At 71.8% G+C, this 24,793-nt stretch carries 20 protein-coding genes; 11 read left to right on the top strand and 9 right to left on the bottom strand.

The features are described 5' to 3' along the window. Positions 1-43: 43 nt before the first annotated feature. Both ABD810_RS20050 and ABD810_RS20045 read right to left on the bottom strand, forming a co-directional pair. Positions 44-844: an IclR family transcriptional regulator domain-containing protein gene (locus ABD810_RS20050; protein ID WP_344942231.1), complete on the bottom strand. Its 801-nt coding sequence runs from the start codon at positions 842-844 to the stop codon at positions 44-46. A gap of 68 nt (positions 845-912) precedes the next feature. Further along, entirely contained in the window at positions 913-2,361 is a 1,449-nt protein-coding gene (locus tag ABD810_RS20045) for an amidohydrolase family protein (RefSeq protein ID WP_344942228.1), read from the bottom strand. A gap of 205 nt (positions 2,362-2,566) precedes the next feature. Here ABD810_RS20045 and ABD810_RS20040 point away from each other — a divergent pair, with 205 nt between their 5' ends. The 5 genes from ABD810_RS20040 to ABD810_RS20020 are packed head-to-tail and all read left to right on the top strand — an operon-like array spanning position 2,567 to position 6,803. Continuing rightward, positions 2,567-3,757 carry a CaiB/BaiF CoA transferase family protein gene (locus tag ABD810_RS20040; protein WP_344942225.1) on the top strand — a complete coding sequence of 397 codons (1,191 nt, stop codon included), beginning with the start codon at positions 2,567-2,569 and terminating at the stop codon, positions 3,755-3,757. After that, positions 3,750-4,592 (top strand): citryl-CoA lyase, encoded by an 843-nt coding sequence (locus ABD810_RS20035; protein ID WP_344942222.1) that lies wholly within the window; start codon positions 3,750-3,752, stop codon positions 4,590-4,592. The genes ABD810_RS20040 and ABD810_RS20035 overlap by 8 nt, the downstream gene beginning before the upstream one ends. Next, positions 4,585-5,448: a DODA-type extradiol aromatic ring-opening family dioxygenase gene (locus tag ABD810_RS20030; RefSeq protein ID WP_344942219.1), complete on the top strand. Its 864-nt coding sequence runs from the start codon at positions 4,585-4,587 to the stop codon at positions 5,446-5,448. Before ABD810_RS20035 ends, ABD810_RS20030 begins: the two co-directional genes overlap by 8 nt. Beyond that, positions 5,445-5,807, top strand: coding sequence for a hypothetical protein (locus ABD810_RS20025; RefSeq protein WP_344942216.1), 363 nt, complete (start codon positions 5,445-5,447; stop codon positions 5,805-5,807). Before ABD810_RS20030 ends, ABD810_RS20025 begins: the two co-directional genes overlap by 4 nt. A gap of 3 nt (positions 5,808-5,810) precedes the next feature. Continuing rightward, positions 5,811-6,803, top strand: coding sequence for a quinone oxidoreductase family protein (locus ABD810_RS20020; RefSeq protein ID WP_344942213.1), 993 nt, complete (start codon positions 5,811-5,813; stop codon positions 6,801-6,803). On the opposite strand, the gene ABD810_RS20015 is transcribed toward ABD810_RS20020, so the two are convergent. Further along, entirely contained in the window at positions 6,790-8,163 is a 1,374-nt protein-coding gene (locus ABD810_RS20015) for an alpha/beta fold hydrolase (RefSeq protein ID WP_344942210.1), read from the bottom strand. The two genes, ABD810_RS20020 and ABD810_RS20015, sit on opposite strands and share 14 nt — an antisense overlap. A gap of 94 nt (positions 8,164-8,257) precedes the next feature. Beyond that, positions 8,258-10,312: a hypothetical protein gene (locus tag ABD810_RS20010; RefSeq protein ID WP_344942207.1), complete on the bottom strand. Its 2,055-nt coding sequence runs from the start codon at positions 10,310-10,312 to the stop codon at positions 8,258-8,260. Between the two features lie 198 nt (positions 10,313-10,510). On the opposite strand from ABD810_RS20010, the gene ABD810_RS20005 reads away from it, so the two are divergent. Continuing rightward, positions 10,511-11,383 (top strand): AfsR/SARP family transcriptional regulator, encoded by an 873-nt coding sequence (locus ABD810_RS20005; protein ID WP_344942204.1) that lies wholly within the window; start codon positions 10,511-10,513, stop codon positions 11,381-11,383. Positions 11,384-11,394: 11 nt separating this feature from the next. On the opposite strand, the gene ABD810_RS20000 is transcribed toward ABD810_RS20005, so the two are convergent. Genes ABD810_RS20000 through ABD810_RS19990 form a run of 3 tightly spaced genes read right to left on the bottom strand, consistent with a single transcriptional unit; the run spans position 11,395 to position 16,455 of the window. Then, positions 11,395-13,284, bottom strand: coding sequence for an ABC transporter ATP-binding protein (locus ABD810_RS20000; RefSeq protein WP_344942201.1), 1,890 nt, complete (start codon positions 13,282-13,284; stop codon positions 11,395-11,397). A gap of 35 nt (positions 13,285-13,319) precedes the next feature. Continuing rightward, positions 13,320-16,205, bottom strand: coding sequence for a type 2 lanthipeptide synthetase LanM family protein (locus ABD810_RS19995; protein WP_344942199.1), 2,886 nt, complete (start codon positions 16,203-16,205; stop codon positions 13,320-13,322). Positions 16,206-16,209: 4 nt separating this feature from the next. After that, the gene (locus ABD810_RS19990) at positions 16,210-16,455 is read right to left on the bottom strand and encodes a DUF6229 family protein (RefSeq protein ID WP_344942196.1); all 246 of its coding nucleotides are present in this window, start codon (positions 16,453-16,455) and stop codon (positions 16,210-16,212) included. 169 nt (positions 16,456-16,624) lie between these two features. Here ABD810_RS19990 and ABD810_RS19985 point away from each other — a divergent pair, with 169 nt between their 5' ends. Next, a complete protein-coding gene (locus tag ABD810_RS19985; protein WP_344942194.1) occupies positions 16,625-16,870 on the top strand; it encodes a hypothetical protein in 246 nt (81 codons plus the stop codon). On the opposite strand, the gene ABD810_RS19980 is transcribed toward ABD810_RS19985, so the two are convergent. Continuing rightward, positions 16,857-17,933, bottom strand: coding sequence for a LacI family DNA-binding transcriptional regulator (locus ABD810_RS19980; protein WP_344942191.1), 1,077 nt, complete (start codon positions 17,931-17,933; stop codon positions 16,857-16,859). The two genes, ABD810_RS19985 and ABD810_RS19980, sit on opposite strands and share 14 nt — an antisense overlap. Positions 17,934-18,128: 195 nt before the next feature. Between ABD810_RS19980 and arfA the strand changes: the two genes are divergently transcribed. The 4 genes from arfA to ABD810_RS19960 are packed head-to-tail and all read left to right on the top strand — an operon-like array spanning position 18,129 to position 22,754. Beyond that, the gene (gene arfA, locus ABD810_RS19975; protein WP_425566924.1) at positions 18,129-19,649 is read left to right on the top strand and encodes an arabinosylfuranosidase ArfA; all 1,521 of its coding nucleotides are present in this window, start codon (positions 18,129-18,131) and stop codon (positions 19,647-19,649) included. Beyond that, entirely contained in the window at positions 19,646-20,986 is a 1,341-nt protein-coding gene (locus ABD810_RS19970; RefSeq protein ID WP_344942188.1) for an ABC transporter substrate-binding protein, read from the top strand. Before arfA ends, ABD810_RS19970 begins: the two co-directional genes overlap by 4 nt. Then, positions 20,983-21,918, top strand: coding sequence for a carbohydrate ABC transporter permease (locus ABD810_RS19965; RefSeq protein ID WP_344942186.1), 936 nt, complete (start codon positions 20,983-20,985; stop codon positions 21,916-21,918). Before ABD810_RS19970 ends, ABD810_RS19965 begins: the two co-directional genes overlap by 4 nt. Next, positions 21,915-22,754: a carbohydrate ABC transporter permease gene (locus ABD810_RS19960; protein WP_344942183.1), complete on the top strand. Its 840-nt coding sequence runs from the start codon at positions 21,915-21,917 to the stop codon at positions 22,752-22,754. The genes ABD810_RS19965 and ABD810_RS19960 overlap by 4 nt, the downstream gene beginning before the upstream one ends. A 56-nt stretch (positions 22,755-22,810) precedes the next feature. On the opposite strand, the gene ABD810_RS19955 is transcribed toward ABD810_RS19960, so the two are convergent. Then, a complete protein-coding gene (locus tag ABD810_RS19955; protein ID WP_344942180.1) occupies positions 22,811-24,763 on the bottom strand; it encodes a hypothetical protein in 1,953 nt (650 codons plus the stop codon). Positions 24,764-24,793: the final 30 nt, after the last annotated feature.

Below are 24,793 nucleotides of genomic sequence, written 5' to 3'. Positions count from 1 at the left end.
TCACCACGTGTCTCCCCCGGCTCCTTGGAGCGAGCGGAGCCGCTCAGGACGCCGTTACCTGCGGAACCGTCTCGTACAGCGCCCAGTCGGCGCTGATCGCGCCCGCGGCCCGCAGGAGCAGCGGCAGATATTCCTCGGTCAGCTTCTCCACGGAGGTCTCGGCGGCGTGCGCGTTGACGTTGACGGCCGCGATGACGTTCCCCAGCCCGTCGCGAAGCGGTGCGGCAACGGACCGGATGCCCAGCGCGAGCTGTTCGTCGGTCATGGCCCAGCCCTTGGCCCGCACGGCGCGCAGCGCGGCCTCACGCTCTTCGGAGCCCGGCCGCCACCGCGGCTCGATGCCCGACCGGCTCGGCTCGGCGAGGACCCTCTCCACTTCGCCGGGCGCCAGCGCGGCCAGCAGCACCTTGCCCAGGGAGGTCTGCAGGGCGGGAAAACGCGTGCCGACCTGCACCGACAACGTGACGATCTTCGGCACGGCCACCCGGGCGACATAGACGATGTCGGATCCGTCGAGCTGCGCGATCGAGGACGACTCATGGGTATGCGCCACCAGCCACTCGAGATGGGGCCTGGCCACCTCCCACAGCCCCATCGAGCGCACGTAGGAAACGCCCAGCTCGAGCACTCGCGGGGTGAGCGCGAAGCCACCGTGCTCGGACCTGGCGTATCCCAGCTCCCGCAAGGTCAGCAGGATGCGGCGGGCGGTCGGCCGGGCCAGCCCCGCGGCGGCCGCCACCTCCGCGAGGGACATGACGGGGCGTCCCGGCTGGAACACCCTGATGACATCGAGGCCTCGTGCCAGCGCCTCGATGAAGTCAGGTCCGGTATCAGCACGTGCCATGAACGCCTCTCCCGCTCGGATCCCCTGACTCTAGACGGTGAGAGCGACCGTCCCTTCCGCCGTGCGGTTCATCGGCTGTGCGTGGAGGCGCTGTGGTAGTCGGTGTAGGTGTAGGGATTGTCGAGGATCGTCGTCTGAGGGATATCCGGGTTCATCCCTTTCTGCCATGCCTCCTCCCCCATGGCCGACCGCAGGTACTCGACGGTCCGCTCCACCTCTTGACGGGCCGCGGCCAGGTCGACGCCGACCAGACGGTGCTCGTGCTTCACCACGCGGCCGTTGACCAGAACGGTGTGCACGTCACCGCGCTGCGCCTGGAACGCGACGTGGCCGAAGGGGTTGAGCATGGGGAACGAGACCGGAGAGTGCTCGTTCTTGATGAGGACGATGTCGGCCTTCTTCCCGGCCTCGATGCCGCCGAGCTCGTGGTCACGGCCGAGGGCGCGCGCCCCGCCCCGGGTGGCCCAGTCGACGACCTGGTCGGCGCGCAGCCCGCAGTGGGTGACCGTCTCCCCCTTGGCATGCGCCTGGAAGTGCTCGCGGGAGCGGTCGGCGCCCAGCGTGGCCCGCATGGCGGAGAACAGGTCCCCGCTCCACCAGACGCTGGTGTCCATCGAGAGCGACACCGGGATGCCGTGGGCGCGGATGGCCCAGGTGGGCGGGTAGCCCTGGCCGGCGCTCTGCTCGCTCTCGGTGGAGACCGAGATCGAGCCGCCGCTGGCGGCGATGCGGTGGTAGGAGTCCGTGGACAGCGACGCGGCGTGCACGTACACCGTCTCGGGGGTCATGAAGCCGTGGTCGTACATGAGGCGGATGCCGTCGTCACCGGTGGCGCCCCAGACGCCGGCATGGGTGGTGACCGCGACGCCGAGCTCGCGGGCGACCTCGAAGGCGGGCTTCTCGGGGAAGGCCGGATCGCCGGTGACGTCGAACGCGAGCTGGAAGCCGAGCATGTCGTCGCCGGTGATCCGGCGGCGCACGAAGTCGCGGAACTCCGGTGCGCCGGTCCACTCGGCGGGTGGCTGCTGGATGTTGCCGTAGGCGAGCACGAACCGGCCGGGCACCGACCGCAGCGCGTCGACGGCCGCGTCGGCGTGCTCGACGGTGCGCAGGCCGTGCGACCAGTCGACGACGGTGGTGACGCCGGCGTCGACGGCCTCGATCGCGGCCAGCACGTTGCCCGCGTGCACGTCCTCTGGCCGGAACAGCTTGCCGTGCTCCAGGTAGTACCAGACGAAGTACTGGGTCAGGGTCCAGTCGGCGCCGTAGCCGCGCATGGCGGTCTGCCACATGTGCCGGTGGGTGTCGATCATGCCGGGCATGACGATGCCGTCGGTCGCGTCGATCACGGCGGTGCCCTCGGGCACCGGCAGATCGGGGCCGACGGCGGCGATCCGGTCGTCGACGACGAGGACATCGGTGCGGCCCAGCACCTGGCGCCCGTCGTCCATCGGCAATACCGTGCCGCCGCGCAACACCACGGGCCGTCCGGGCTCGAACTCGGTCCGCTCAACCATCGATGGTCTCCTCACCGTGCTGGCGACCGAGGACAGGGCACACAGGCCGATTTTTCGGACTACTGTCCGCTGTAAGTCGCCTTATTCGTCGCTACTCTGATCAGCCCGGCCGCTCGTGTCAAGGGTCTGGCGACGCCAACAGGTAATATGCCAGAATCGCCATAGCGGACAGATGTCCGCCCAACGGACGGAAGGGCGAGGCCGGATGACCAACGCTGTACCCGTCGGGCAGGCCCCCGGTGGACCGCTGTCCGGCGTGCTGGTGGCCGACTTCTCCCGTGTCCTGGCCGGTCCGTACGCCACGATGCTGCTGGCGGACCTGGGGGCCGACGTCGTCAAGGTCGAGAGCCCGAAGGGGGACGACACCCGCACCTGGACGCCACCGGTGCGCGACGAGGTGTCGACCTACTACCTGGGGGTCAACCGGGGGAAGCGCTCGATCGCGCTGGACCTGCGTGACCAGGCCGACGCCGAGACGGCCCGCGAGCTGGCACGCCGCGCCCATGTCCTGGTCGAGAACTTCAGGCCGGGCGGCCTGGACAAATACGGGCTCGACTTCGCGTCGGTGCGGGCGGCCAATCCCGGCATCGTCTACGCCTCCATCAGCGGCTTCGGTTCGGGCCCCGGCAGGCACGTGCCGGGGTACGACCTGATGGTGCAGGCCATCTCCGGCCTGATGAGCCTCACCGGCGAGCCGGACGGCCCGCCGTACCGGGCGGGGATCTCGGTGTTCGACGTGATGGCCGGCAACCACGCCGTCATCGGCATCCTCGCCGCACTGCGGCATCGCGAGGCCACCGGCCAGGGCCAGCACGTCGAGGTCAACCTGCTGTCGTCGGCGCTGACGGGGCTGGTCAACCACAGCTCCGCCTACGTCGCCGGCGGTGTCGTGCCGTTCCGCATGGGCAACGCGCACCCGAGCGTGTTCCCGTACGAGCCGCTGCCCACCGCCGACAACGACCTCATCGTCGCCGCCGCCAACGACGGGCAGTTCAGGAGACTCTGCGAGGTCCTGGGCATCCCGGAGGTCGCCGACGACCCGCGCTTCGCCGCGAACGCCGGCCGGACGGCGCACCGCGAGGAGCTGCGCCCCGTCCTCGTCGAGCAGCTCGCCAAGCGCGGCGCGGTCGAGTGGTTCGAGCTGCTGGTCGAGGCGGGGGTGCCGAGCGGGCCGATCAACACCATCGACGGCGGATTCGCGATGGCCGAGCGCATGGGGCTCGATCCCGTCGTCGAGGTCGGTGAGGGCGACCGCGCGGTGCCGACGACGCGGCATCCCATCCGGTTCTCCGAGACCCCGGCCGGCTACGCGCTGCCGCCGCCCGAGCTCGACGAGCACGGCGCGGAGCTGCGCAGGTGGCTGACCGTCCCGGAGAAGGAGGACGACCGTGGCTGAGCGGATCGACCGGCCGGAGTACGCCACCGCGCTCGGGGCCTCCTCACCGACGTCGATCACGCTGCTCGGCCACGACCTGGCCGAGGACGTGATGGGCAAGGTCGGGTTCGGCGAGCTCGCGTTCTGGCTCGCGACCCAGCGGCGGCCGACGCCCGGGGAGACCCGCGTGTTCGAGGCCGTGCTGGCCGCGCTGGCCGACCACGGGTTCACGCCCACCGCGATCGTGACCCGGCTGACATACCTGTCGGCGCCGGACTCCATCCAGGGTGCGCTGGCGGCCGGGCTGCTCGGCGGCGGGTCGCGGTTCCTTGGCGTCACCGAGGACTGCGGCCGGTTCCTGCACGAGGTGCTGGCCTCGCTCGGCGGCGCGCCGCCGGCCGACGACGCCGGATGGGACGCCCTCGCCCTGGACACCGTGAGAGCCCGGCGTGCGGCGAGCAGGTTCGTCCCCGGCCTCGGGCACCACGTGCACAAGGAGGGCGACCCCCGCACTCCGCGGCTGATGCGGATCGCCGCGGAGGAGGGGCTGTTCGGCCCCCACCTGTCGCTGTTCGCCGCGATCGGCCGGGTTCACCCGCAGGTGCTGGGCAAGACGCTGCCGCTCAACGGAGCCGGCGTGTGCGGCGCCGCGCTGGCCGACCTCGGCCTGCCGCTGGAGCTGCTGCGCGGGTTCGCCCTGCTCGCCCGCACCGCCGGGCTGATCGGTCAGCTCGCCGAGGAGCTGCGCCGCCCGGTGGCCAACGACATCTTCCTTTCGGTGGACCTGAACAACCGGTCCGTCGCGCCCGAGCCGTACCCCCCCGTCGCCGACACCGCTGGAGGTCCGCATGGCTGAGCTGGTCGCGGTCATCGCGTCCACCCACCACCCCTTCTACTACCGTGCCAGCACCTCCACCGGCGAGGACCGCCCGCCGTTCGCGGACGAGTGGGTGCGCAAGGTGGAGGCGTTCCGGGAGACCCTGACCAGGGCGCGCCCGGACGTGCTGGTCATGGTGGGCTCGGACCATTTCCACCAGCTGTGGCTGGACAACATGCCGCAGTTCCTCATCGGGAAGGCGCCCTTCTACGACGCGAACTTCTACAACGAGGAACGTGAGTTCGGCCTGCCGAGGATGCTGTGCAAGGGCCAGGAGGACCTGTCGGCCTATCTGCTGCGGGAGGGCATGGACCAGGGGTTCGACCTCGCCTTCTCCAACGAGCTGCGGATCGACCATTCGATCACCTGCCCGATCATCACGCTGCGCCCGCAGAACGACCTGCCGATCGTGCCGATCTACACCAACATCTTCGCCCCGCCTCTGCCACGGCCCAAGCGATTCGTGCAGCTCGGGCGCACCATCCGCGAGCTCGTCGAGTCCTGGCCGGAGGACAAGCGGGTGGCGGTCATCGGCACCGGGCACCTGTCGCTGGAACTGGGCGGGCCGCGCCAGTTCGGGCCGACGGGGCCGGACCCGGAGTTCGACCGCAAGGCCGTCGAGTGGATCTCGTCGGGGGACATCGAGGGATGCCTGGCCGAGGTCACCCTCGACAGCCTCCACCTGCCCGGGAACGCCACCCACGGCTTCATGGACTTCATGCTGATGATGGGCGTGGCGGGTGAGGGCAGGAAGGCCGACTACGTCGACACCTACGACCTGTTCCACACCATGGAGGCCTACTTCACCTGGTATCCCGCCGGAGGTAAGGCGTGAGCAAGTACCTGCTGAACAAGTTCCTGTTCACCGTCGACCGCGATCCCGCGCTCGTCGAGCGCTACCGCGAGGACCCGAGGGCCACGGTGACGATGTGGGAGGCCGAGTACGCCAACCGCATCCTCAACTGCCACGACGGCGAGTCGTCCACCTGGCTGCGGTTCGACGACACCGAGCGCGAGGCCCTGGCCACCCACGACCACCCCAGGCTGTTCGAGCTGGGCGCGCACCCGTTCCTGACGCTCACGCTGTTCATCGCCATGTTCGAGCGCGACCACGAAGCGCCGCTGGGCTTCCAGCTCGACTACGCCCGGCGGCTCGCCCACGTGTCGATGCCCTACCCCGACATCGCGACCTGAGCCATGCGCGCCGCGGAGATCCACACACCGGGCCGGCCGCCGCTGGTGGTCGACCGCGTCATGCCCGTACCCGGGCCCGGAGAGACGCTGGTCGAGGTCCTCGCCGCGCCCATCACTCCGCTGGACCTGCTCTGCGCGAGCGGCACGTCCTACTTCGGCAGGCCAACGACCCCGTACGTCCCGGGAGTCCAGGGAGTGGGGACCGCCGGCGGCAAGCCCGTCTGGTTTCCCACCTCGGCCGGGATGGCCTCGGGCGACGGGAGCATGGCCGAGGTCGCCTCGGTACCCGTGCGGGACCTGGTTCCGTTGCCCGACGGCGCCGACCCGGTCGCCGTGGCCGCGCTCGGGCTCTCCGCCGTCGCCGCCCACATGGCGCTGAGCTGGCGCGGCGACCTGGCCGCCGGCGAGCAGGTGCTGGTGCTCGGCGCCGGAGGCGTGGTCGGGCAGGCGGCCGTGCAGCTGGCCCGCATCGCCGGTGCCCGCAGGGTCATCGCCGGAGCGCGCTCGCCGGTCGCGCGGGAGCGCGCGAGAAGGGCCGGTGCCGACGCCGTCGTCGCCCTGGACACCGATGACGTCGTCGAACTCGCCGCGCGTTTCGCCGCCGTCGCCGACGGGCCGGTCGACCTGGTGCTCGACCCGCTCTTCGGCCCGCCGGCGGCGGCCGGAGCCCGTACCCTCCGGACGGGCGGCAGGCTGGTCAACCTGGGCGGTTCCGCCGCGGAGACCTGCCCCATCGACTCCGCCACGCTGCGCAGCAAGTCGCTGCGGCTGCTCGGCTACACCAACAACGAGCTGAGCCCGGAGCAGCGCTCCGCGGCGATCTCCATGATCGCCGAGCAGGCCGCCCTCGGACGGCTGGCCGTGGCGCACGAGATCGTGCCGCTCGACGACGCCGGGTCGGCGTGGCGACGCCAGGCCGATGGCGCGACGACCGGACGGGTCGTCCTCAGCGCCGTCGGCCGGCCAGGTCCCGCGTCGCCGGTCAGCAGGAAGTGACCGCCGCGGGCAGCACCCGGTCGGTGAAGTAGCGGTCGATGTGGTCGCGGGCGCAGGTGTTGAAGCCGTAGAGCGTGTGACCGGGCCCATCGTGGCGGATGGTGGCGCTGCCCGGCACCTGCTTGAGCACCCTTTGGACGGCGTCGGACTCCCCCCAGGCGCCGGCGCCGAGCATCGGCGGCAGGCCCTTCGGCAGCGGGGCCGGCGGGTTGGTCACCCGCACCGGCCAGCCGACGCAGCCCAGGGTCCCGGTCGCCAGAGTGTTGGCGGTGCCCGCGTCGGGCGCGAGCCTGCGCAGCCGGTGGATCGTCGTCTCCAGCTCGGCGCGCCCGGCGGGGCGGGGCCAGTCGAGGCACTCGGTGACGCCGGTCGACTGGTCGGGGTAGCGTGCGCCGCGGTCGGGCAGGAACCCCGAGGCGTCGCCCTCGGCGGCCATGCTGATGTCCTGCGCCAGCCCGGGCCACGCGGTGACGCCCTGCCTGGCGGAGCTGATCGCGAAGGCCTGCAGGTCGCGGCCTTTGTAGGCCACGCCGGCCCCCTTGGCGGGGATGGGCGTTCGGTCGGCCTCGGCGACCAGCTTGCGCCACTTGGCGGGCACCTCACCGCAGGTGCCGGCGGCGCACCAGCCGAAGAACCGGTCGAGGGCCTGCTGGTTGCTCTTGGCCATCTCCTCCAGCTCGCCGGTCCAGCCGGTGGTGCTGTGGTTCCACGTGCCGTCGAGCACCATGGTGCGCACCTGCCCCGGGAACAGGCGGGCGTAGGCCTGCCCGTAGAACCCGGCGTAGGAGGCGCCGTAGAAGTTGAGCTTGGCGCCGCCGAGCGCCTTCCTGATCGCCTCCATGTCCTTGGCGTTGTCGGCCGAGCTCATGTTGGCGAAGAACTCGGGGTCCTTGTTGCGGCAGGCCTCGGCGTAGCCCCGGTTGGTGTCCGACAGCCGCCCGAAGTCGGCGTCGTCGCCGGGGAAGTCGGGCAGCGGGATGCGCGTCCAGGTGCACGGCAGACCCGTGCTGAGGCCGCCGAACTGCTCGCCGTAGCCCCGCGTGTCCCAGGTGACGATGTCCATGCGCCGTCGCAGTTTGTCCCACCAGTCTCCGGACCGGGTGATGGCGATCCCCGGCCCGCCCGGACCGCCGTAGGCCACAAGGACGGAGCCCTCGGAGGCGCCGGTGGCCTTCAGCCGGCCCAGCTTCAGCGTGATCTCCCGGCCGCCGGTCTTCTGCCAGTCGACCGGGACCTTGAGGTCGGCGCACTCCATCCCGGCCTTGTCGTTGGGGCACGGGCTCCATTCGAGCGGGCCGGCCTGCTGTGCTTGCGCGCCCGAGCCCAGCAGGGCCAGGACGACGGCGATGTGTTTCAGCATGCCGACCACCATCTCCGAACGGCACCGCGGCCACATCGGACCGTGGACGGGTTCGGCGGGCGGCGGATCAGACCAGGGGATGTCATCCCCCGCGTCACCGGCCCAGGACCCTGGCCACGCCTCGGGCGATGGTGGTGGCGAGGACCCACCCCGCCGCGATGAGGCCGTAGGCGAGCCATTGGGCGCCGCCGGCCGGATTGTAGGCGCCCTGCTGGCCGAGATCGACGAACGGCAGCAGCAGGTCGAGCGTGTAGATCACGGGGTTGAAGTCCGGCGCCTCACCTCTCTTCAGCGCCGGAGGGCGCGCCCGGCCGTACACCACGCTCCCCGCCACGAGGAGGACCACGAGCCAGGCGGCGGCGCGCCAGGGCTTGTACCCGAACCCGACCGTGATGTCCTGTACGACGCTCCACACCCGGCCGAGGAAGGTCTTGCTCCCGCGGATCCGGCGCTCCTTGGCGTACAGGACCGTCCGGGCGTCCACCGGATGGCCGGCCAGCGTGTAGAAGGCCGCGAGCTGCTCGTACGGCTGCGGCTGGTACCCGCGGGTGTCGCGGTGCAGCCAGCGTAAGCGTGCCCTGGCCGTGAGCTGCGGTTCCATGGACTCGTAGGTCAGGCCGTTGAGATGCATGGCCGCGGGCCACCGGGCCGGATCGTCGCGCAGCCGACCGACATGCGCGTGATCGAGGATGACGACGCCGTCGGGGGTGTCGCGCGGCAGCATCGCCAACTCCCCCACGTGGAGCCCGGTGGCCTCCAGTGCCACCCCGCCCGGGTTGGCCAGGACGACGCCGCCGAAGTTCAGGTCGCGGGCGATCCGTGTGTGCCCCATGCGGACCTCGCCGTGGACGATCATGTCCTCGCAGTTGAGGTCCGCGGCGACCTCGTTGCGGGTGAAGCGGAGGGCCATCCCGCCGGGGTTGTCGAACTCGGCCCGCATGAACAGGACGGGCCCGCCGAACCGGCAGTTGCGTACCCGGACGCGTCCCCTGGCCTGGAGCCCGTCGAACCGCGCCGGGCCGTCGATCGCCGCTCCCTCGATCACCAGCGGCTCGCCGTCCTGGGGGAGGCGAAGCCGGGCGCGTCGCAGATCGAGCCCGCCGCGTAGCTGGGCGCTCACGAGGCTGACCTGTCCCGCCGACAGCGTCAGGTCGTCCCCCATGACGGCCCCGTCCACCGTGGCGTGGTCGAGGTTGAGCGCAATGCCGCCCTCGTTGGCGAAACCGGCCCCGATGAAGGACAGGTTCGCTCCCAGGCGGGCCCCGATGAGACGTACCTCCCCGACAGCGGTGAACGGCGCGCCGCACCACACGCCTCCCGTCACCGCCAGCCCGCCCGCCCCCAGGGCGAGGCCGCCGGGGTTGTTCAGCCGGGCGCCGCCGAGTTGCAGGCTCGCGCCGACCTGCACGTGCCGTATGCGGACCTCGCCGTCGGCGTGGAGGCCGGCGGCCTGGAACCGCCCCTCGACGACGCTGGCCTCGGCGTCGACCGCCATCCTGCCGTTGCCGGTCACATGCGCGTTCGACAGCTTGACGAAACCGGCGACGCGCATGCCCTGCAGCCTGAGGGTGCCGCGGGCCCGCAGGCCGGAGCAGTCGAGGTTGCCGTCGACGGTGAGCCCGTCGGCCGCCAGCGCGACGCCCTGTTCGTCGGCCTCCAGTACCGCATCCTCCATGAAGACCTCGCTGGCCACCTTCGCCCGGTCGAGCCGCACGCCATGCGCCACCGTGCTGCCGTACAGGTTGAGCAGCCCTTCCAGCCGCAGCCGCGCCCCGTTGAGGCGGACCAGCCGGCTCTGCACGAGCCGTACCGTCCTGGTGGTGGCCTCGACCAGCCGGATCTCCTCGTCGAAGTGACAGTGCTCCACGATCAGCGGCCGGTCGGCGACGGCTCCCATGAGGTCCAGGCGTCCGCTGATGCGCGCTCCCCGCAGCCGGATCGCAGCCGCGCATCCCTCCTCGGCGGCGACGGCGCCCAGGAGGAGAGCCTGGATCACCTCGGCGCGGATGGTGCGCCTCTCATCCCAGTCGTGGACGTTGTCCAGCCTGTCGTGGTCCGCGTCACCGGTTCGAAGATCGAGCCATGCTCCTCTGGCGCATGCCTGGCGCAGCAGTTCCTCCGCAGAGGTGAGGCTCTCGAAGATTGTCACGGGCTCCATACTGATCCAGCCGAACCCGCCGTGGGACGCGCAGAACCCCGAATCCGCCCCCAACCGGCGTGGAACATCGGTGTCACGTGATGTCACGCCTACGAGGAAGGGGAGGACCTCGGCACCCGCGCGCCGGGGGGACGTCACGGGCGCGCGGGTGCACCAGGGGGAGGGTCCGCTGATGCGGCGGGAGATGACATGACCGTGGTGTCGGACGAGTGTACAAGCGGCGTACTGATCAGGCTGGCCGGCACTTTCGCGGTCGAGCGGGACGGCGTGCCATGCCCGCGCGCGCTGATCGGGGGCAGGGCCAGGACCCTGCTGCAACTGCTCACGGTCGAGCGCTGCCACGCCGTGCCGGCCGCCCACATCGTGGACGTGCTGTGGGACGGCAATCCGCCGAAACGGCCGGCGGACAACATCGCCACCCTGGTGAGCAGGCTGCGCAGGACCCTCGGGCCGGCGGCGGTCACGGGCGGGCGACGGGGGTACCGGCTCGGCGAGGTGCCGGCGGTCACCGTGGACCTCGACGAGGCGGCGGCTCTGGTCGCGGAGGCGGAGCACCGGCTGGCCGTGGACGCGGCTTCCCTGGCGAACGGCTCCACGGCACCCGCCGAGCACGAAGGGGCGCCTGCCGGCAAGGAGGCGGCCCTGGCGGGCGTCGCGGCGGCGCGGGCGCTCGCGCTGCTCGGCTGCGGCACGGTGCTGGGCGAGGAGGCCGACGCCCAGTGGGTGACCTCCGCGCAGGGCGAGGCCGAGGACCTGCTGCGGCGGGCACGGCACGCCGCCGCGGCGGCGGGGCTGCGAACCGGGCGTCCGGCGGACGGCCGGCGGACGGTCGAGGCGGCCGTCGCCGCCGACCCGTTCGACGAGGCCGCGTACCGCCTGCTGATGCGGGCGCACGCCGCGTCCGGTGAGCCCGCCCGGGCCCTGCTGGTGTACAAACGGCTGCGCGACACCCTGGCGGCGGAGCTCGGCACGGACCCCGCGGTCGAGACCCGTGACCTGCACCTGGCGATCCTGCGCGCCACCGGGCGGCCGCTCGCCACAGGGGACCGACCCCCACGGTGAGCGGGCCCGTCCTACCGGGCGGGGACGGCCGGAGACTCGGTGTACATCTGTGCCTGCAAGGCGTACATCTCCGCGTACCGGCCCGAACCGGCGATGAGCTGGTCGTGTGTGCCCTCCTCGACGACCTCGCCCTGGTGCAGCAGGTAGATCCGGTCGGAGTTCCTGACGCTCGCCAGCCGGTGCGTGATGAGGATGACGATCCGACCGGCGGCGAGCCGGCGCAGCGACTCGTACACGGCGAACTCGGCCTTGGCGTCCAGCGGCGCGGTGGGCTCGTCCCAGATGAGCAGCGGCGCGTCGCGGAAGACGCCGCGGGCGACGGCCAGCCGCTGCCACTGCCCGCCCGACAGCTCCAGCCCCCCGCGAAAGTACTTCGACAGCAGCGTCTGCCAGCCGAGGGGCAGCGCCGCCACCACCGTGTCGGCCCCGGCCAGTTCCGCGGCCTCGCGCAACGCCACGTCGCCGGGGTCGTCCCGGTCGTGGCGCCCGGCGCGGACGTTGGCGCGAGCGGTGTGCGGCCACCGGATCGGTTCCTGCAGCACCATCACGATGCGGTCGGCCACGCTCCGCGGGTCCATCTCCGCGATGTCCACGCCATCCCAGCTCACCTGACCGGCCGTGGGCGTGTAGAGGCCGGCGATGATCTTCGCTAGCGTGGTCTTGCCCGACCCGTTCTCGCCGACCAACGCGATGGTCTGGCCGGCGCGCACTTCCAGGTCGACCCCCTTGAGCGCGGGCGGCGTACCGGATCCACCCGGGTAGTGGAACCCGACGTCGCGCAGCGCGACCAGTCGCGGTGCGGCCGGCGCCGGACGGGTGGGCGCCCCGTGCCCTCGCGATTCGGCGTCGGCGACGAAACCCTGGTAGTCGGTCACGTACATGCCCTGCTCCAGGAGCTGGTGTCCCGCGACCACCAGGCGGCCGAGCGCCCCGGTCGCCGACCGCACGGCCATCACCGCCGCCCCGGCCACCGCCGGCGCGATCCATCCGGCGCGCAGCAGCAGCGCGAGCGCGAGGAACGTGGCACCGGTCGCCAGCCCGGTGAGCACCCGCCCGGCGGCGTGCGCGCGTACCATCCCGATCCCGACCCGTACCTCCTGGTCGCGCAGCGGATCGGCCACCTCGGCGTACTCCCGCAGCAGGAAGTCCTGGGCCTGGCAGGCGCGTATCTCGGCGGCGGGCCGGCGTTCCGTGCCCAGCTCGGTGATCATTCTCACCCGGCGGTTCAGCGTGACCGTCCGGGTCATGTGGGCGTACGACAGCCGGGCCGACCGCTGCACCGTCCAGCCCGCGGGCAGCACGCCGAGGGCCAGCACCGGCAGCAGCGCGGGATGCAGGACGGCCAGCCCGGTCAGGGCCGCGGCGACCGCCAGGGCGGCGCCGATCAGCTCGACCAGGTTGTCCACGGCGCTCCCGAGGTGGAACAGCCCGCGGTCGCGGGCCCGCTGCATCCTGTCGTAGAACCCCGCGTCGTCGAAGGCGGCCAGCTCGACGCGCAGGCCCGCCTCGAACAGCTCGCCCTCCGCCATCCGCCTGACCGCGGGTGTCACCCGGGCGTGCGCGGACGCGACCGCGGTGTCGACCGCGCCGCGCAGGACGTACGTGCCCACCACCACCGCGATCATGGGCAGCGCGGCCGTCACCTGGCCGGCCGCCGTGCCCGCGGCGAGCAGCTCCTCCAGGACTCCCGCCGTGGCCAGCAGCCCGAAGGCCGTGGCGGCTCCCGACGCGATCTGCAGCACCAGGACGGTGACGGCGTGCCGGGGCGCCGCCCGCGCGATGATCGCGAGCACCGCCCCGGTGGTCGCCGGCAGCCGCCGGAACATCCGCCCCAGGCCGATGTCCCCACCCGCTTCGTCCAGAGACCAGTACGGCGAGGCCATCTGGGCGTCGTCGCTCAAAGGCCCCTCAGCGGAGGCCGGCCGAGCGTCGGAGCTCAAAGGCGTCTCACCGGCCCCGGATCCGGCAGCAGCACCGAGGGGAGCGGGGAGCCGGGATGCATGCGGAGGAGCTGGTAGGCGACCCCGCCGAGTCCCGACAGCAGGCCGGGGGCGAAGGCGTCCCTGGCGTACCCGCTGACCGGCCCGTGCTCTTCGAGGCTGCCGATGACGTGGGCGTCCAGGTGCGGACGGTCCAGCCCCGGCGTGCCGAGACCGGTGGCGATGGCCTCGTCCATCACCTCCCAGGCTCCGAAGTCCCCGTGGCAGAGCGTGTGGTTCCAGCCGATGCCCTCGGCCTGGCATGCCTGCGACGCGCGCCGCAGCACGTCCCGCCACCGCTCCACGTCGCCATGCCCCTCCCGGAGCCGGTCGGCCGCGACGACGCCGATGCCGCCCGCCCCGTGGCACCACGCCGCCGCGGTGACGTCCGGCATGCGCAGGTCGCGCCAGCCGCCGGGCTTGGGCACGTAGAGGGTCTCCTCGTAGTCGAACGCGGCCTCGGCGACGGCGGCGCACTCGGGGTCGCCGGTGACCGACGCCAGCCGCCACAGCGCCCAGCCCATCCCGGTGGCACCGTGCGCCAGGCCGCCGAGCCCGTCGGGGAACCCGGGGTTGGGCCACCACGCGGCGCCCTCCCCTCCCCGGGCGGTGGACGTCAGCCGGCGGCCGATCTCGGCCGCCAGCTCCACCGGGGCCGTCTCCCCCGCGCTCTCGCCGAGCCGCAGCAACGGCACGACGGCCCCGCACATCCCCCGTACCAGGTCGGGTGAGGGGTCGGCGTCCAGCGCGCCGGGGATCTCCTTGACGATCTCCAGCGACCGCGAGACCGCCTCCCGCGCCCCGACGACGCCGAGCCGCGCCAGCAGCAGCCAGCCCCAGATCCGCGACGCGAGCCCGAGGTAGCCGCCGGGAGGGCCGGGGCGGCTCGCGCGGAAGGTGGGCCGGTCCTTGGCCCACTGCCTCTCCGCCGTCCGCATGGTGCGCAGCACGCCGTCGAGCAGCAGGCGCACCTCCCCCACCGGATCGGCGCGCCCGTGCTCCACCTCGTACAGGTAGGCGCCCAGCAGGACGGCGACGCCGGACGATCCCCCGTACATGTCGAGGCCGAGCGGCATGACCGCCCAGCCGGTCGGGTTGAGCACCGGCGCGATCCAGGTGACGGTGCCGTCCTCGGCGCGCAGGGCGGCCTCCGCCAGCGACCGCATGATGTCGGCGGCCATGGCCCGGCGCCGGCGGTCGAGGTCGCGGGTGTCCAGGCCCGGCGGCAACAGGCGCCGCCGGTCGGGCATCCAGCCCTCGTTGAGGTAGGCGCTGACCAGGGCCGACTGGATCACCTGCCGCTCCATGTCCATGTCCGTCGCCCGCCACCGGGCCAGCGTGCCGGCGATCAGGTCCTGCTCGGGTCCCCATCCGGTACCGCGCGGCCCGGTCATCCGGCCGCGGCGGGGAGTGGTGGCGTAGAACGGGATGTCCCCGTCCAGCAGGTCGTCCACCTCCGCCGCGATCACCACCGGGTCCTCGGGCCGGCCCGGCACGTTGGCCGCCTGCCTGGCGAGCAGGTCCTCCGCCCGCGCCCTGGCGGCGGGCTCATCGTGCAGGGATTGCGGGTGCCACAGCATCCGTCCCAGCTCGGCGTAGCCCTCTGTGGACCGCAGCACGACGCGGATCGGCAGGTCGGCGAAGCGCGCGAGCATCGCCTCCAGCTCGCCCGCCTCGTCGATCTTCGTCAGCCGCCGGGTCAGCCGGGTGAACCCGTCGACGATCAGATCCCAGTGCCTGCCCAGCGCAGGGCTCTCACTGGGGTGGTTGAGCGCGGTCGGCACCGGCACCGGCGCGAAGCCGACGCGCGCCCGGTCGGTGCCGGAGTCGAGGATGACCGGCAGGTCGGCGGTCGGCTGCTGGCCGGGCAGCGAGCCGATGGCCGACATGTCGACCCCGCGCCAGCCGAGGACCAGCCCCCGTCCGGGCAGCAGGCCGGTGCCCAGCACCGAGCCGCCGATGAGCGCCGCGGCCCGGTCGCCCGCCAGTCCGTAGCCGGAGGGCCGCAGCGGCGGCTGGGGGGTGAAGAGCGTCTCGCAGTCGATGACGGTCGGGATCGGGCCCGCTGCGATGAGGTTCTCGGCGTGCAGGTCGCTGCCGCCGAGCAGCCGCATCACGGCCAGCCAGTGACCGAGGTTGCGGTAGAAGCAGCGCAGTTCCTCCCCGTCGGCGCAGTACCGGTGGGTCACGTGCTCGGCCCAGCCGTAACCGTCGCCGGCCACCACGTCGGGCACCCGGATGCGCGTGTCGGCCGGCTCGTCGTCGAGCAGCCGGGCCAGCGTCCTTGTGGTGGCGAGGTCGACCTCGACCGACCGGGGCTTGTACACCACGCTGCCGGCGCCGCAGATGAGGATCGCCACCGTCTGCCCGCCCCGGTGGCTGTCGCCCGCGCCGAACCGGACCTCGGCCAGCTCTCCGGGGTCGGTGCCGGCGAGGGCGGACAGCGAGGACCGGTCGGCGGCGAAGCGGCGGGCGAGGCTCAGCGCCGCCTCGCAGCGGTTGCCGATCACCCGGTTCAGTCGCGGGAGCAACGTGGGATAGTGCTCGCCGAGGGAGTCCCAGAACTCCTGGTCGGCCGCGCCGGCCTCCCATTCCTTCCACCGCGCCCGCGCGTCGGGGGCGGTGAGCCTGCCGGTCATCCTGGCGGCGTGGAGCTCCAGGAGCAGGACGCGGTTGGTCTTGAGGCGCACCGCGTTGCGCAGTGCGGTCGCGGCGCCATCGTGGACGGCATCGCGTTCCGTCGCGGCGAGTCCCGTGATCGTGCCGAGACGGGCTGCCAGCCGGTCCAGAGACGGTTCCAGCAGGCAGCCCAGCACGGTATCGCCTACCGTGTTCTCCGGCATCGTGTCAGCAGCACTCGCGCGAGGCGGAATAGGTGCAGGCGGTACCGCAGATGGCGGTTCCACCGGGGCAGCCGACGGTCTGGGTGCACCCGGACGCGGCCAAGATCGACTCCATGGTGATGTCGCCCTCGGCGTACTCCCCGAGGGCGAACAACGGTCCGGCGGGGCTCTCCCACCCTTCGATCGTCTGAACGCCGCTGCGCCAGCCGGCGATGATCCGCGCGGCCTGCTCCGTTGTCACTTCGGACATGGGCTCGGTCCCTTCTCGAACTGGACGGTCGTTCGAGATGCTGTCAGCGGCCATTGCAGTTTCATTGCACCTGGACCTGCCGGGGCACGGTGGAACCCGGCCGAGCGGTGGCGTCGCCGGCTAGGGAACGAGGCTCGCCGGAAAGCGATTCGCCACCATCTGCCCGACCTTGACGCCATCTGTCTGCGTATGGGACGTCGCCACCGGCCGACGGGAGGCGACGGTTCCGGCACCCGCCACCACCATGCTCATCGGCTGGTACAACGACGCCCGCCTCGTGCTCGCCGACGAGACGAAGGACCCCCGCCAGATGGTCGTGGTCGACCTCCAGGGCAAGGTCGTCCGCGTCCTCGCCGACATCCCCTCGGCCGAGTACGGCCTGACGAGACTGCTGATGCGGTTCACCGCGAACTGACGTCGGGGCGAGGCCCGATCCCCCCTGTCCACCGGTCGCCGGGGAGGGAGGCCGCCCTCCGGAGTGGCGGCACGGTGCTCTCCCGGATCAACAGCCGGTAGTCGGCCCGCATCTCCCGTGCCGGGCGGTGGACGGAGCCGTCGAGGCGTTGCTTGAGCAGGTCGACCGCGATGCGGGCGAGCTGGGCCTTGTCCGGCGCCACGGTGGTGAGGGTGGGCGTGCTGAACCGGCCGTCCTCGATGTCGTCCAGGCCGGCCACGGCGATGTCCTCGGGGACACCCGCGCCGGAGGACAGGATCGCCCGCATCGCGCCCAGGGCCAGCAGGTCGTTGAAGCAGAACACCGCGTCCGGCGGGTCGGCCGAGGCGAGCAGGGCGGACATGGCGGCGGCGCCTTCGGCCCGCCCGTAACGCTCGACCTTGACCACCGTCTCGGCCAGCCTGTGGGCCGCCATCGCCTCACGGTATCCGGCCAGGCGCAGCGGCGCGGTGCCACTGGCGGCGTTGTCCTGGGCGCCGAGGGCGGCGACGCGGGTGCGCCCGAGTCCGATCAGATGCTCGGTGACGTCTCTGGCCGCGCGCACGTTGTCGATGGCCACGTGGTCGGCCGGGCCGTCGTGGATGCGCTCGCCGAGCAGCACCAGCGCCGTGTCGTCGGTCCGGGCGGCGAGCTCCTCCTCGCCGATCGCCACCGGGCTGAGGATCAGCCCGTCGATGCGGTGGTCGCGGACCCCGTCGAGCACCTGCCGTTCGCGTCGCAGGTCACCGTCGGTCTGCTCGATGACGACGATCCATCTCTGCTCGGCGGCCGCGGCGATCACGAACCTCGACAGCTCGGAGAAGTACGGCTTGTCGATCTCGGGCAGGGCCAGCGCGATCACGCCGGTGCGCCCCTGGCGCAGGTTGCGAGCCGAGAGGTTGGGCCGGTAGTCGAGCTCTGACAGGGCCTGCTCGACTTTGGCCCTGGTGAGCGGCGAGACGTGGGCATAGCCGTTGACCACGTTGGAGACGGTCTTCACCGACACTCCGGCCAGGTGCGCGACGTCGCGCAGGCTCACTCCCACTAGGTCCACCTCTCGGATCACGATGCGTGGTCACGCGACCTCGTAGCGGCCGCACGACTCTTCGATCTGGGACCCCTCGGCCTCCAGGTCGATCGTAACGTCACGATATCGACCCGGAGAGCAGCTGTTTACAACGTTGAAACAACGTTGTAGAAATCACCTACCGCTTACCTGCGACAACAGAGAGGTCGTGTCTTGGCACCGGCTGCTCGCCTCACGCTTGATCCCTCCTTCCGGATCGCCCCGGTGGAGCCACGCCTGTTCGGTTCCTTCGTGGAGCACATGGGCCGTTCGGTCTACACCGGCATCTTCGAACCGGGGCACCCGCTGGCCGATGCCGAGGGAATCCGTACGGACGTGCTGGAGCTGACCCGCGAGCTGGGGGTCACGCTCGTGCGCTACCCGGGAGGGAACTTCGTCTCCAACTACCACTGGGAGGACGGCGTCGGCCCGGTGGAGGAGCGCCCGGTCCGCCTGGACCTCGCCTGGCGGAGCCGGGAGGACAACCGCTTCGGGCTGAACGAGTTCATGTCCTGGGCGGCCAAGGCCGGGGTCGAGCCGATGATGGCGCTCAACCTGGGCACCCGGGGCGTGACCGAGGCACTCCAGCTGGTCGAGTACGCCAACTACCCAGGCGGCACCCGCCTGTCGGAGCTCCGACGCGCACATGGCGTGGACAAACCACATGACATCCACCTGTGGTGCCTGGGCAACGAACTCGACGGTCCGTGGCAGATGGGCCACAAGACCGCAGGCGAGTACGGCCGGCTGGCCGCCGAGACGGCAAGGGCGCTCAAGCGCTTCGACCCCGGCCTGTCCCTGGTCGCCTGCGGCAGTTCCAACAGCGGGATGCCCACCTTCGGCGCGTGGGAGGCCGAGGTGCTGGAGGCGACCTACGACATGGTCGACTACATCTCGCTGCACGCGTACTACGACCCCTCCGACGGAGACGTCGACTCCTTCCTGGCCAGCGGCGCCGACATGGAGCACATGATCCGGTCCATCGCCGCGACGGCCGACCACGTGGGCGCCAAGCTCCGCGACCGCAAGAAGATCAAGCTCTCCTTCGACGAGTGGAACGTCTGGTACCAGAGCCGCTTCCACGGCGAGTCGTCGCTGGACTGGGCCGAGCACCCGCGGCTCATCGAGGACGCCTACGACGTCACCGACGCCGTCGTGGTGGGCAGCCTGCTGATCACCCTGCTGCGCAACGCCGACCGGGTCGGGGTGGCCTGCCAGGCGCAGCTCGCGAACGTGATCGCCCCGATCATGACCGAGCCGGGCGGCCCGGCCTGGCGGCAGACCATCTTCCACCCGTTCGCGCTGACCGCCCGGCACGCCCGGGGAGAGGTCCTCCGGGTGGAGCCCGAGTGCGCGACGATCGACACCGGGCGGTACGGCGAGGTGCCCGCGCTGTGGTCGACCGCCACGCACGACGAGGCGACCGGCGGGCTGACGCTGTTCGTGGTCAACCGCGACCGCCATGCCCCCTGCACCACCGAGGTGACCCTTCCCGGCGGGCTGCGGGCCGTCGAGCATCTGGAGATCGCCGACGCCGACCCCTCCGCCCGTAACTCGGCGGGCTCGCCCGACCGGGTCGTCCCCCGTCCCGGCACCGGTCTCCATCTCGACGGCTGCAAAGCCACGCTCACCCTTCCGCCCGCTTCATGGACTATTGTCCGTTTCGCTCCCCCCGCCTCCAGGAGTAACCCATGACCAGTCCCCTGTCCCGCCGTTCGTTCCTCGGCATGTCCGGAGCCGTCGGGCTCACCGCGGCCCTGACGGCCTGCGGCGGCGGTACCAAGATCGGATCCGGGTCCTCCGGTGCGGCCTCGGCCGCGCCCACGTTCTCCGGCGGGGAGTACACCGGCCCCAAGGTGACCCTCGACTACTGGAACGGCTTCACGGGCGGAGACGGCCCGCACATGCGCACCATGCTGGCGGCCTTCAACAAGGAGTACACGGGCAGGATCGAGGTCCGTAACGTCACCCGGCGCTGGGAGGACCTCTACCCCGCGATGCCGACGGCCATCTCCGCCGGCAAGGGGCCGGACGTCGCCATCATCCACAACGACTGGATCGGCACCTTCGCCGCCCGCAAGGTGCTCACCCCCCTCGACGACGTCGTCGCCGCGCTCAAGCTGAGCGACAGCGACTTCATCCCGGCCGTCTGGCAGGCCGGCGTCTACGGCGGCAAGCGCTACAGCATCCCGCTGGACGTGCACTGCCTCGGCGACTACTGGAACGCCGCCCACCTCGACAAGATCGGGCTCAAGGAGGCCCCGGCGGACAAGGCGACCTTTGAGGACGCCCTCGCCGAGCTGTCCAAGGCGGGCATCGCCAACCCCTTCTGGATGCCGAACAAGTGGCCCGCGCACCTGATGTTCATGTCACTGCTGTGGCAGCACGGCGGTGAGCTCTACAGCGAGGACGGCGCCAAGGCGCTCTGGGGTGGCGAGCAGGGAACGCAGGCGCTGGCCTGGATGGTCGAGCAGATCGACAGGGGAGTCAGCCCCGCCAAGGTCGCGATCGACACCCAGTACGCCGCCTTCAAGAACGACAAGGTCAGCTTCACCTGGGACGGCATCTGGCAGATCAACGACCTCAAGACCAACGCCCCGAGCCTGCGCTGGGGCATGTCCCCCGTACCCGCCATCGGCGGCACCGCCGCCACCTGGAGCGCCTCGCACAACTTCGTGATGACCTCGCAGGCGGCCAGAGACGTCAACAAGGTGCAGGCGGCCAAGTTCTTCATCGACCACATGAGCCGGCAGTCCACCGAATGGGCCAAGGCCGGCATGATCCCCGCACGTAACTCCGCCCGCCAGGAAGCGGCCATCGCCGACCTGCCCCAGATCAAGCTGGCCTCCGACCTGGACGCCTTCCACTTCCTCCCGGCCCTGCCCGGCGTCGGCGACGTCCAGTCCAAGGCCCTGGAGCTGGCGGTGGCCAAGGCGGTGCTGAAGCAGTCGAGCCCGGCCGACGCCCTCAAGGAAGGCGTCGCGACCGCCGACAAGCTCCTGGCCGAGAACAAGCGGAAGTACGGCCAGTGAGCCTGCTCACCCGTCCGGACTACCTCGAGGGAGCGGCCCCGGCCGCTCCCTCGAGGGCCACGCCACGGATGCGGCCCTGGACGCCGTACGTCTTCCTGGCGCCCTACCTGGTGCTGTTCGCCGTCTTCATGGCGCTGCCGATCGGGTTCGGGTTCTGGACCAGCCTGCACGAATGGGACATCAACCTCCCGGCCAAGCCGTTCGTGGGGGCGGGCAACTACGCCGACCTGTTCGACCCCGGCAGCGTCGACGGCTCCCGATTCTGGATGGCGATGAGGGCGACCGGCATCTTCACCGTGGCGTCGGTGCCGCTGCTCATCCTGCTGCCCCTGCTGGTGGCGCTGCTGATGAACGGCCGGTTCCGTGGCCGCAACCTCTACCGGGCCGTCTACTTCGCACCGTACGTGCTCGGCGTCGCCGTGGTGGGATTCATCTGGCGGTACCTGCTCGACGGGAACATCGGCCTGGTCAACCACTACCTCGGCCTCGACGTGCAGTGGACCACCGACGTGCCGCCCGCGTGGATCGCGCTGGTGGGGGTCACCGTGTGGTGGACGCTCGGGCTGAACGCGGTCATCTTCCTCGCCGGGCTGCAGGACATCCCGCGCGAGCTGTACGAGGCGGCGATGGTCGACGGCGCGGGCCCGCTGGCGCGGTTCCGCTCGGTGACGCTGCCCGGGTTGCGGCCGGTGACGGTGTTCGTGGTGAACGCCACGATCCTCGCCTCGGCCAACATGTTCGGCCAGTCCTACCTGATGACCCGCGGATCGCCCGCCGACCAGACCAAGACCGCGATCTACCTCATCGCCGAGACCGGACTGCGGCAGTTCGACATGGGGACCGCCTCGGCGATGAGCTTCATCCTGGCCGGGTTCCTGATGTGCGCCAGCGCCCTGGTCTTCGGCGCCTTCCGCGTCAGGGGTAAGTCATGACCGTCCCATCCACCCTGCGCGTACGGCGATCCCTGCTCCATCTGGTGCTCGCCGTCGTCGCCGCCCTCTACATCAGCCCGCTCGTCTACATGCTGGTGACCTCGTTCAAGACGCGCGAGGCCGCCGGCTCCACCGAGCCCCAGTGGATTCCCGACCCCGCCACCGTCGCCGGGTACCAGGAGATCCTGAACAGTCCCGACAGCCCGATCCTCACCTGGTTCGCCAACAGCCTCATCGCGGCGACCGGCCACGCCGTCCTGGTGCTGCTCACCGCGGCCCCCGCGGCGTACGCGCTGGCGCGGCTGCGCTTCCGTGGACGTACGGCCATCTTCACGGTGGTGGTCGCCACGCTGTTCATCCCGCCGGTGGTCCTGCTGATCCCCAACTTCCTGATCGTCAACGAGCTGGCGTGGGTCGACAGCCTGCCCGCGGTGATCGTGCCGGCGGCGGCGGGCGGCTTCGGGGTGTTCTTCCTGCGGCAGTTCTTCCTCACGCTGCCCGGTGAGCTGGAGGAGGCGGCCGAGCTGGACGGCTGCAACCGCTGGCAGATCTTCACCACCATCGCGCTGCCTCTGGCCAGGCCCGCGCTGGTCACGCTGTTCCTGCTGTCGTTCCTCACCAACTGGAACGACTTCCTCTGGCCGATCTACGTGCTGCTCAGCCCGGACGCGCTGACGCTGCCCGCGGGTCTTGGCAACTTCCAGAGCGCCAACACCATCCGCTACGACCTGCTGATGGCCGGGGCGGTGATCGCCAGCCTGCCGGTGATCCTGCTCTACCTGGTCGCCCAGCGCTGGGTCATCGAGGGCATCTCCCGCTCGGGCCTCAAGGGCTGACCCCCAGGGCCCGGCGTGTCCGTATGTCAGGTGTCCGGCGTATGAAGGTACGCCGGTCACCTGGCCCGGTAGCAGCAGCGCGCTCCGGTCTCCACCGTCGCGCGCAACTCGGCGCCGATGCCGGGGTCGGCCGCGGTGATCGCGTCCAACGCGCGCCGGATGGCCTTCCCCACCGCGATCCGGGCCCTTTCCGGGCTGCCGGTGAAGGGGCGCAGCCGTCCGGCCAGGCCCGTGGCGCCGGCCACCTCGTCGATCAGCCGGTCACGCTCGGCGCGTAAGGCGGCCACGCGCTCGATCTCGTTCATCGACTCGCATTCGTCGATGTCATCCTGCAGCTGCGAGAGCCGCCGCTTGTAGTCGTGCACCGACCGCTCGTCCAGCGGCGGCGCGCCCCCGACGCGCGTCGCCGCCCTGGCGGGCACCGGGCCCGCGATCAGGTCGGCGGCGGGGATCTCCCGCCCGGGATCGGCCAGGAGCATGGCCAGGTGCCCCATGCCCACGCTGTGGGGGACGAGCACGGTCCGGCCGTCCATCTCCAGCTGCCACTGCCGTCCGCGGCGCCGGCACGTCACCGGAGATGCCCCCTCGCCGGCGTCACCGTTCCCCGCCCGGCGCGCCCACTCCCGCGGCATGCCGACCGGCAGGGCCGTTCCCAGCGCCGCCGCCTCCTCGGCCGCGAGCGCGAGCTCGCGTCGCGCCTCCCCGCCGTGCGTGCCGTCGCGAAGCGCCAGTGCCTGCCCGAGGCGCGCCCGCGAGAGGGCCACGGCCGGCCAGTGGCCCAGCGCCAGGTTGTCGCGAACGGCCGCCCGCAGATGGTCCACGGCCCTGGTGGCATCACCGGTGGTCAGGGAAGCCACCCCGAGCGAATGGTGCACCGACCCAAGGCAGGTGACGCCCAAGGTGGCGAGCACCGGAAGACGCGCGAACGGGGCGAGAAGCCTGTACGCCTGGGCCGAGACCTCCGCCTCTTCGAGCAGATGCGCCGCCTCCACCACTCCGTACATCGTCACCAGCCAGCTGCCCGATCGCGGCACCTCCGCCAGGTCACGGCCGCACAGCCGGGCCAGCATGCTCGCCGCCAGGCGCCGGTCTCCTGCGGTCGCGGCCGCCACGGCCAGGACCGCGAAGTAGGAGTTGTCCCTCGCACCCAGCATCGGCGAGTTCACCAGCTCCGACAGCGTCGGGACAAGCTCGCCCAGACGGCCCTGGTACCAGCGGATGGTTCCTATGTGGCCGACGTACCGTGCCCTGGTGGTGGGGTCATCGGCCGCCGCCCCACGCTCGGCGCAGGCGGAGGCCAGCGCCTCGGCCTCCGCCAACCGGCCCCCCCTGATGCTCAGCATCACTTCGATGCCGCTGACGACGAACCCGACCGCCAGGTGGTCCTCCCTCGCCAGCAGGGAACGCAGTTCCCCAAGGGCCCGTTCGGAGTGCGGGTCCGCCTCGAGGAACAGGTCGACGGTCCGCCACAGCAGCCCCATCAGCAGGTCCGCGCGCCGGTTGGTGCGGGTCGCCTCACCGATCAGTTCCCCGGCCAGTTCCGACCGCAGCGCCCCGTGCTCAGGTCCGGTCACGCAGTTGTGGGCCAATCTCAGGGTCTCGACCAGCGCCACCACGTCACCGGCGCGCCGCGCCTCCGGCACCATGGCCAGGATCTCCGCGTGGTCGCCCGTGCGGAAGGCCTCCTCGGCGGCCAGTCTGGCCCGAAGCCGCAGCGCCAGCGGGGAGCGCGGGTCGATCAGCGACAGCGCGTGGCGCTGGCGGACCCGTACCATGGCCTCGTCCGCGGCCGTGCGGTGCTCGTGGACCCACAACCCGCTGAGGCCCAGCGCGGCGGACGCGGTCGCCACACCGTCGTCGCGGCGCTCGGCCTCGCGGTAGGCCGCGTCGAACCACTTACGGCCGGTTCCCAGGTCGCCCCGCGCGAACAGGGCGTGTTCACCCGCCAGCAGCGACAGCTGGAGATCGTCTTCGCCCGCGCTCGTCGCCGGCCCCCGTCTCTTACCCACAGGCGTCCTTTCCGGCAGCCGTTCGCACGC

Origin of the sequence: Sphaerisporangium flaviroseum, from assembly GCF_039537005.1 — a bacterium.
GTDB lineage: Bacteria > Actinomycetota > Actinomycetes > Streptosporangiales > Streptosporangiaceae > Sphaerisporangium > Sphaerisporangium flaviroseum.
Note: the sequence above shows the minus strand (reverse complement) of the source record. Positions and strands in the feature narration are given on the sequence as shown.

Coding starts and splice junctions, on each gene's coding strand:
- ABD810_RS20050 (WP_344942231.1), bottom strand. CDS start 844: ATGGCACGTGCTGATACCGGACCTGACTTCATCGAGGCGCTGGCACGA.
- ABD810_RS20045 (WP_344942228.1), bottom strand. CDS start 2,361: ATGGTTGAGCGGACCGAGTTCGAGCCCGGACGGCCCGTGGTGTTGCGC.
- ABD810_RS20040 (WP_344942225.1), top strand. CDS start 2,567: ATGACCAACGCTGTACCCGTCGGGCAGGCCCCCGGTGGACCGCTGTCC.
- ABD810_RS20030 (WP_344942219.1), top strand. CDS start 4,585: ATGGCTGAGCTGGTCGCGGTCATCGCGTCCACCCACCACCCCTTCTAC.
- ABD810_RS20020 (WP_344942213.1), top strand. CDS start 5,811: ATGCGCGCCGCGGAGATCCACACACCGGGCCGGCCGCCGCTGGTGGTC.
- ABD810_RS20015 (WP_344942210.1), bottom strand. CDS start 8,163: ATGCTGAAACACATCGCCGTCGTCCTGGCCCTGCTGGGCTCGGGCGCG.
- ABD810_RS20005 (WP_344942204.1), top strand. CDS start 10,511: ATGACCGTGGTGTCGGACGAGTGTACAAGCGGCGTACTGATCAGGCTG.
- ABD810_RS19995 (WP_344942199.1), bottom strand. CDS start 16,205: ATGCCGGAGAACACGGTAGGCGATACCGTGCTGGGCTGCCTGCTGGAA.
- ABD810_RS19990 (WP_344942196.1), bottom strand. CDS start 16,455: ATGTCCGAAGTGACAACGGAGCAGGCCGCGCGGATCATCGCCGGCTGG.
- ABD810_RS19970 (WP_344942188.1), top strand. CDS start 19,646: ATGACCAGTCCCCTGTCCCGCCGTTCGTTCCTCGGCATGTCCGGAGCC.
- ABD810_RS19960 (WP_344942183.1), top strand. CDS start 21,915: ATGACCGTCCCATCCACCCTGCGCGTACGGCGATCCCTGCTCCATCTG.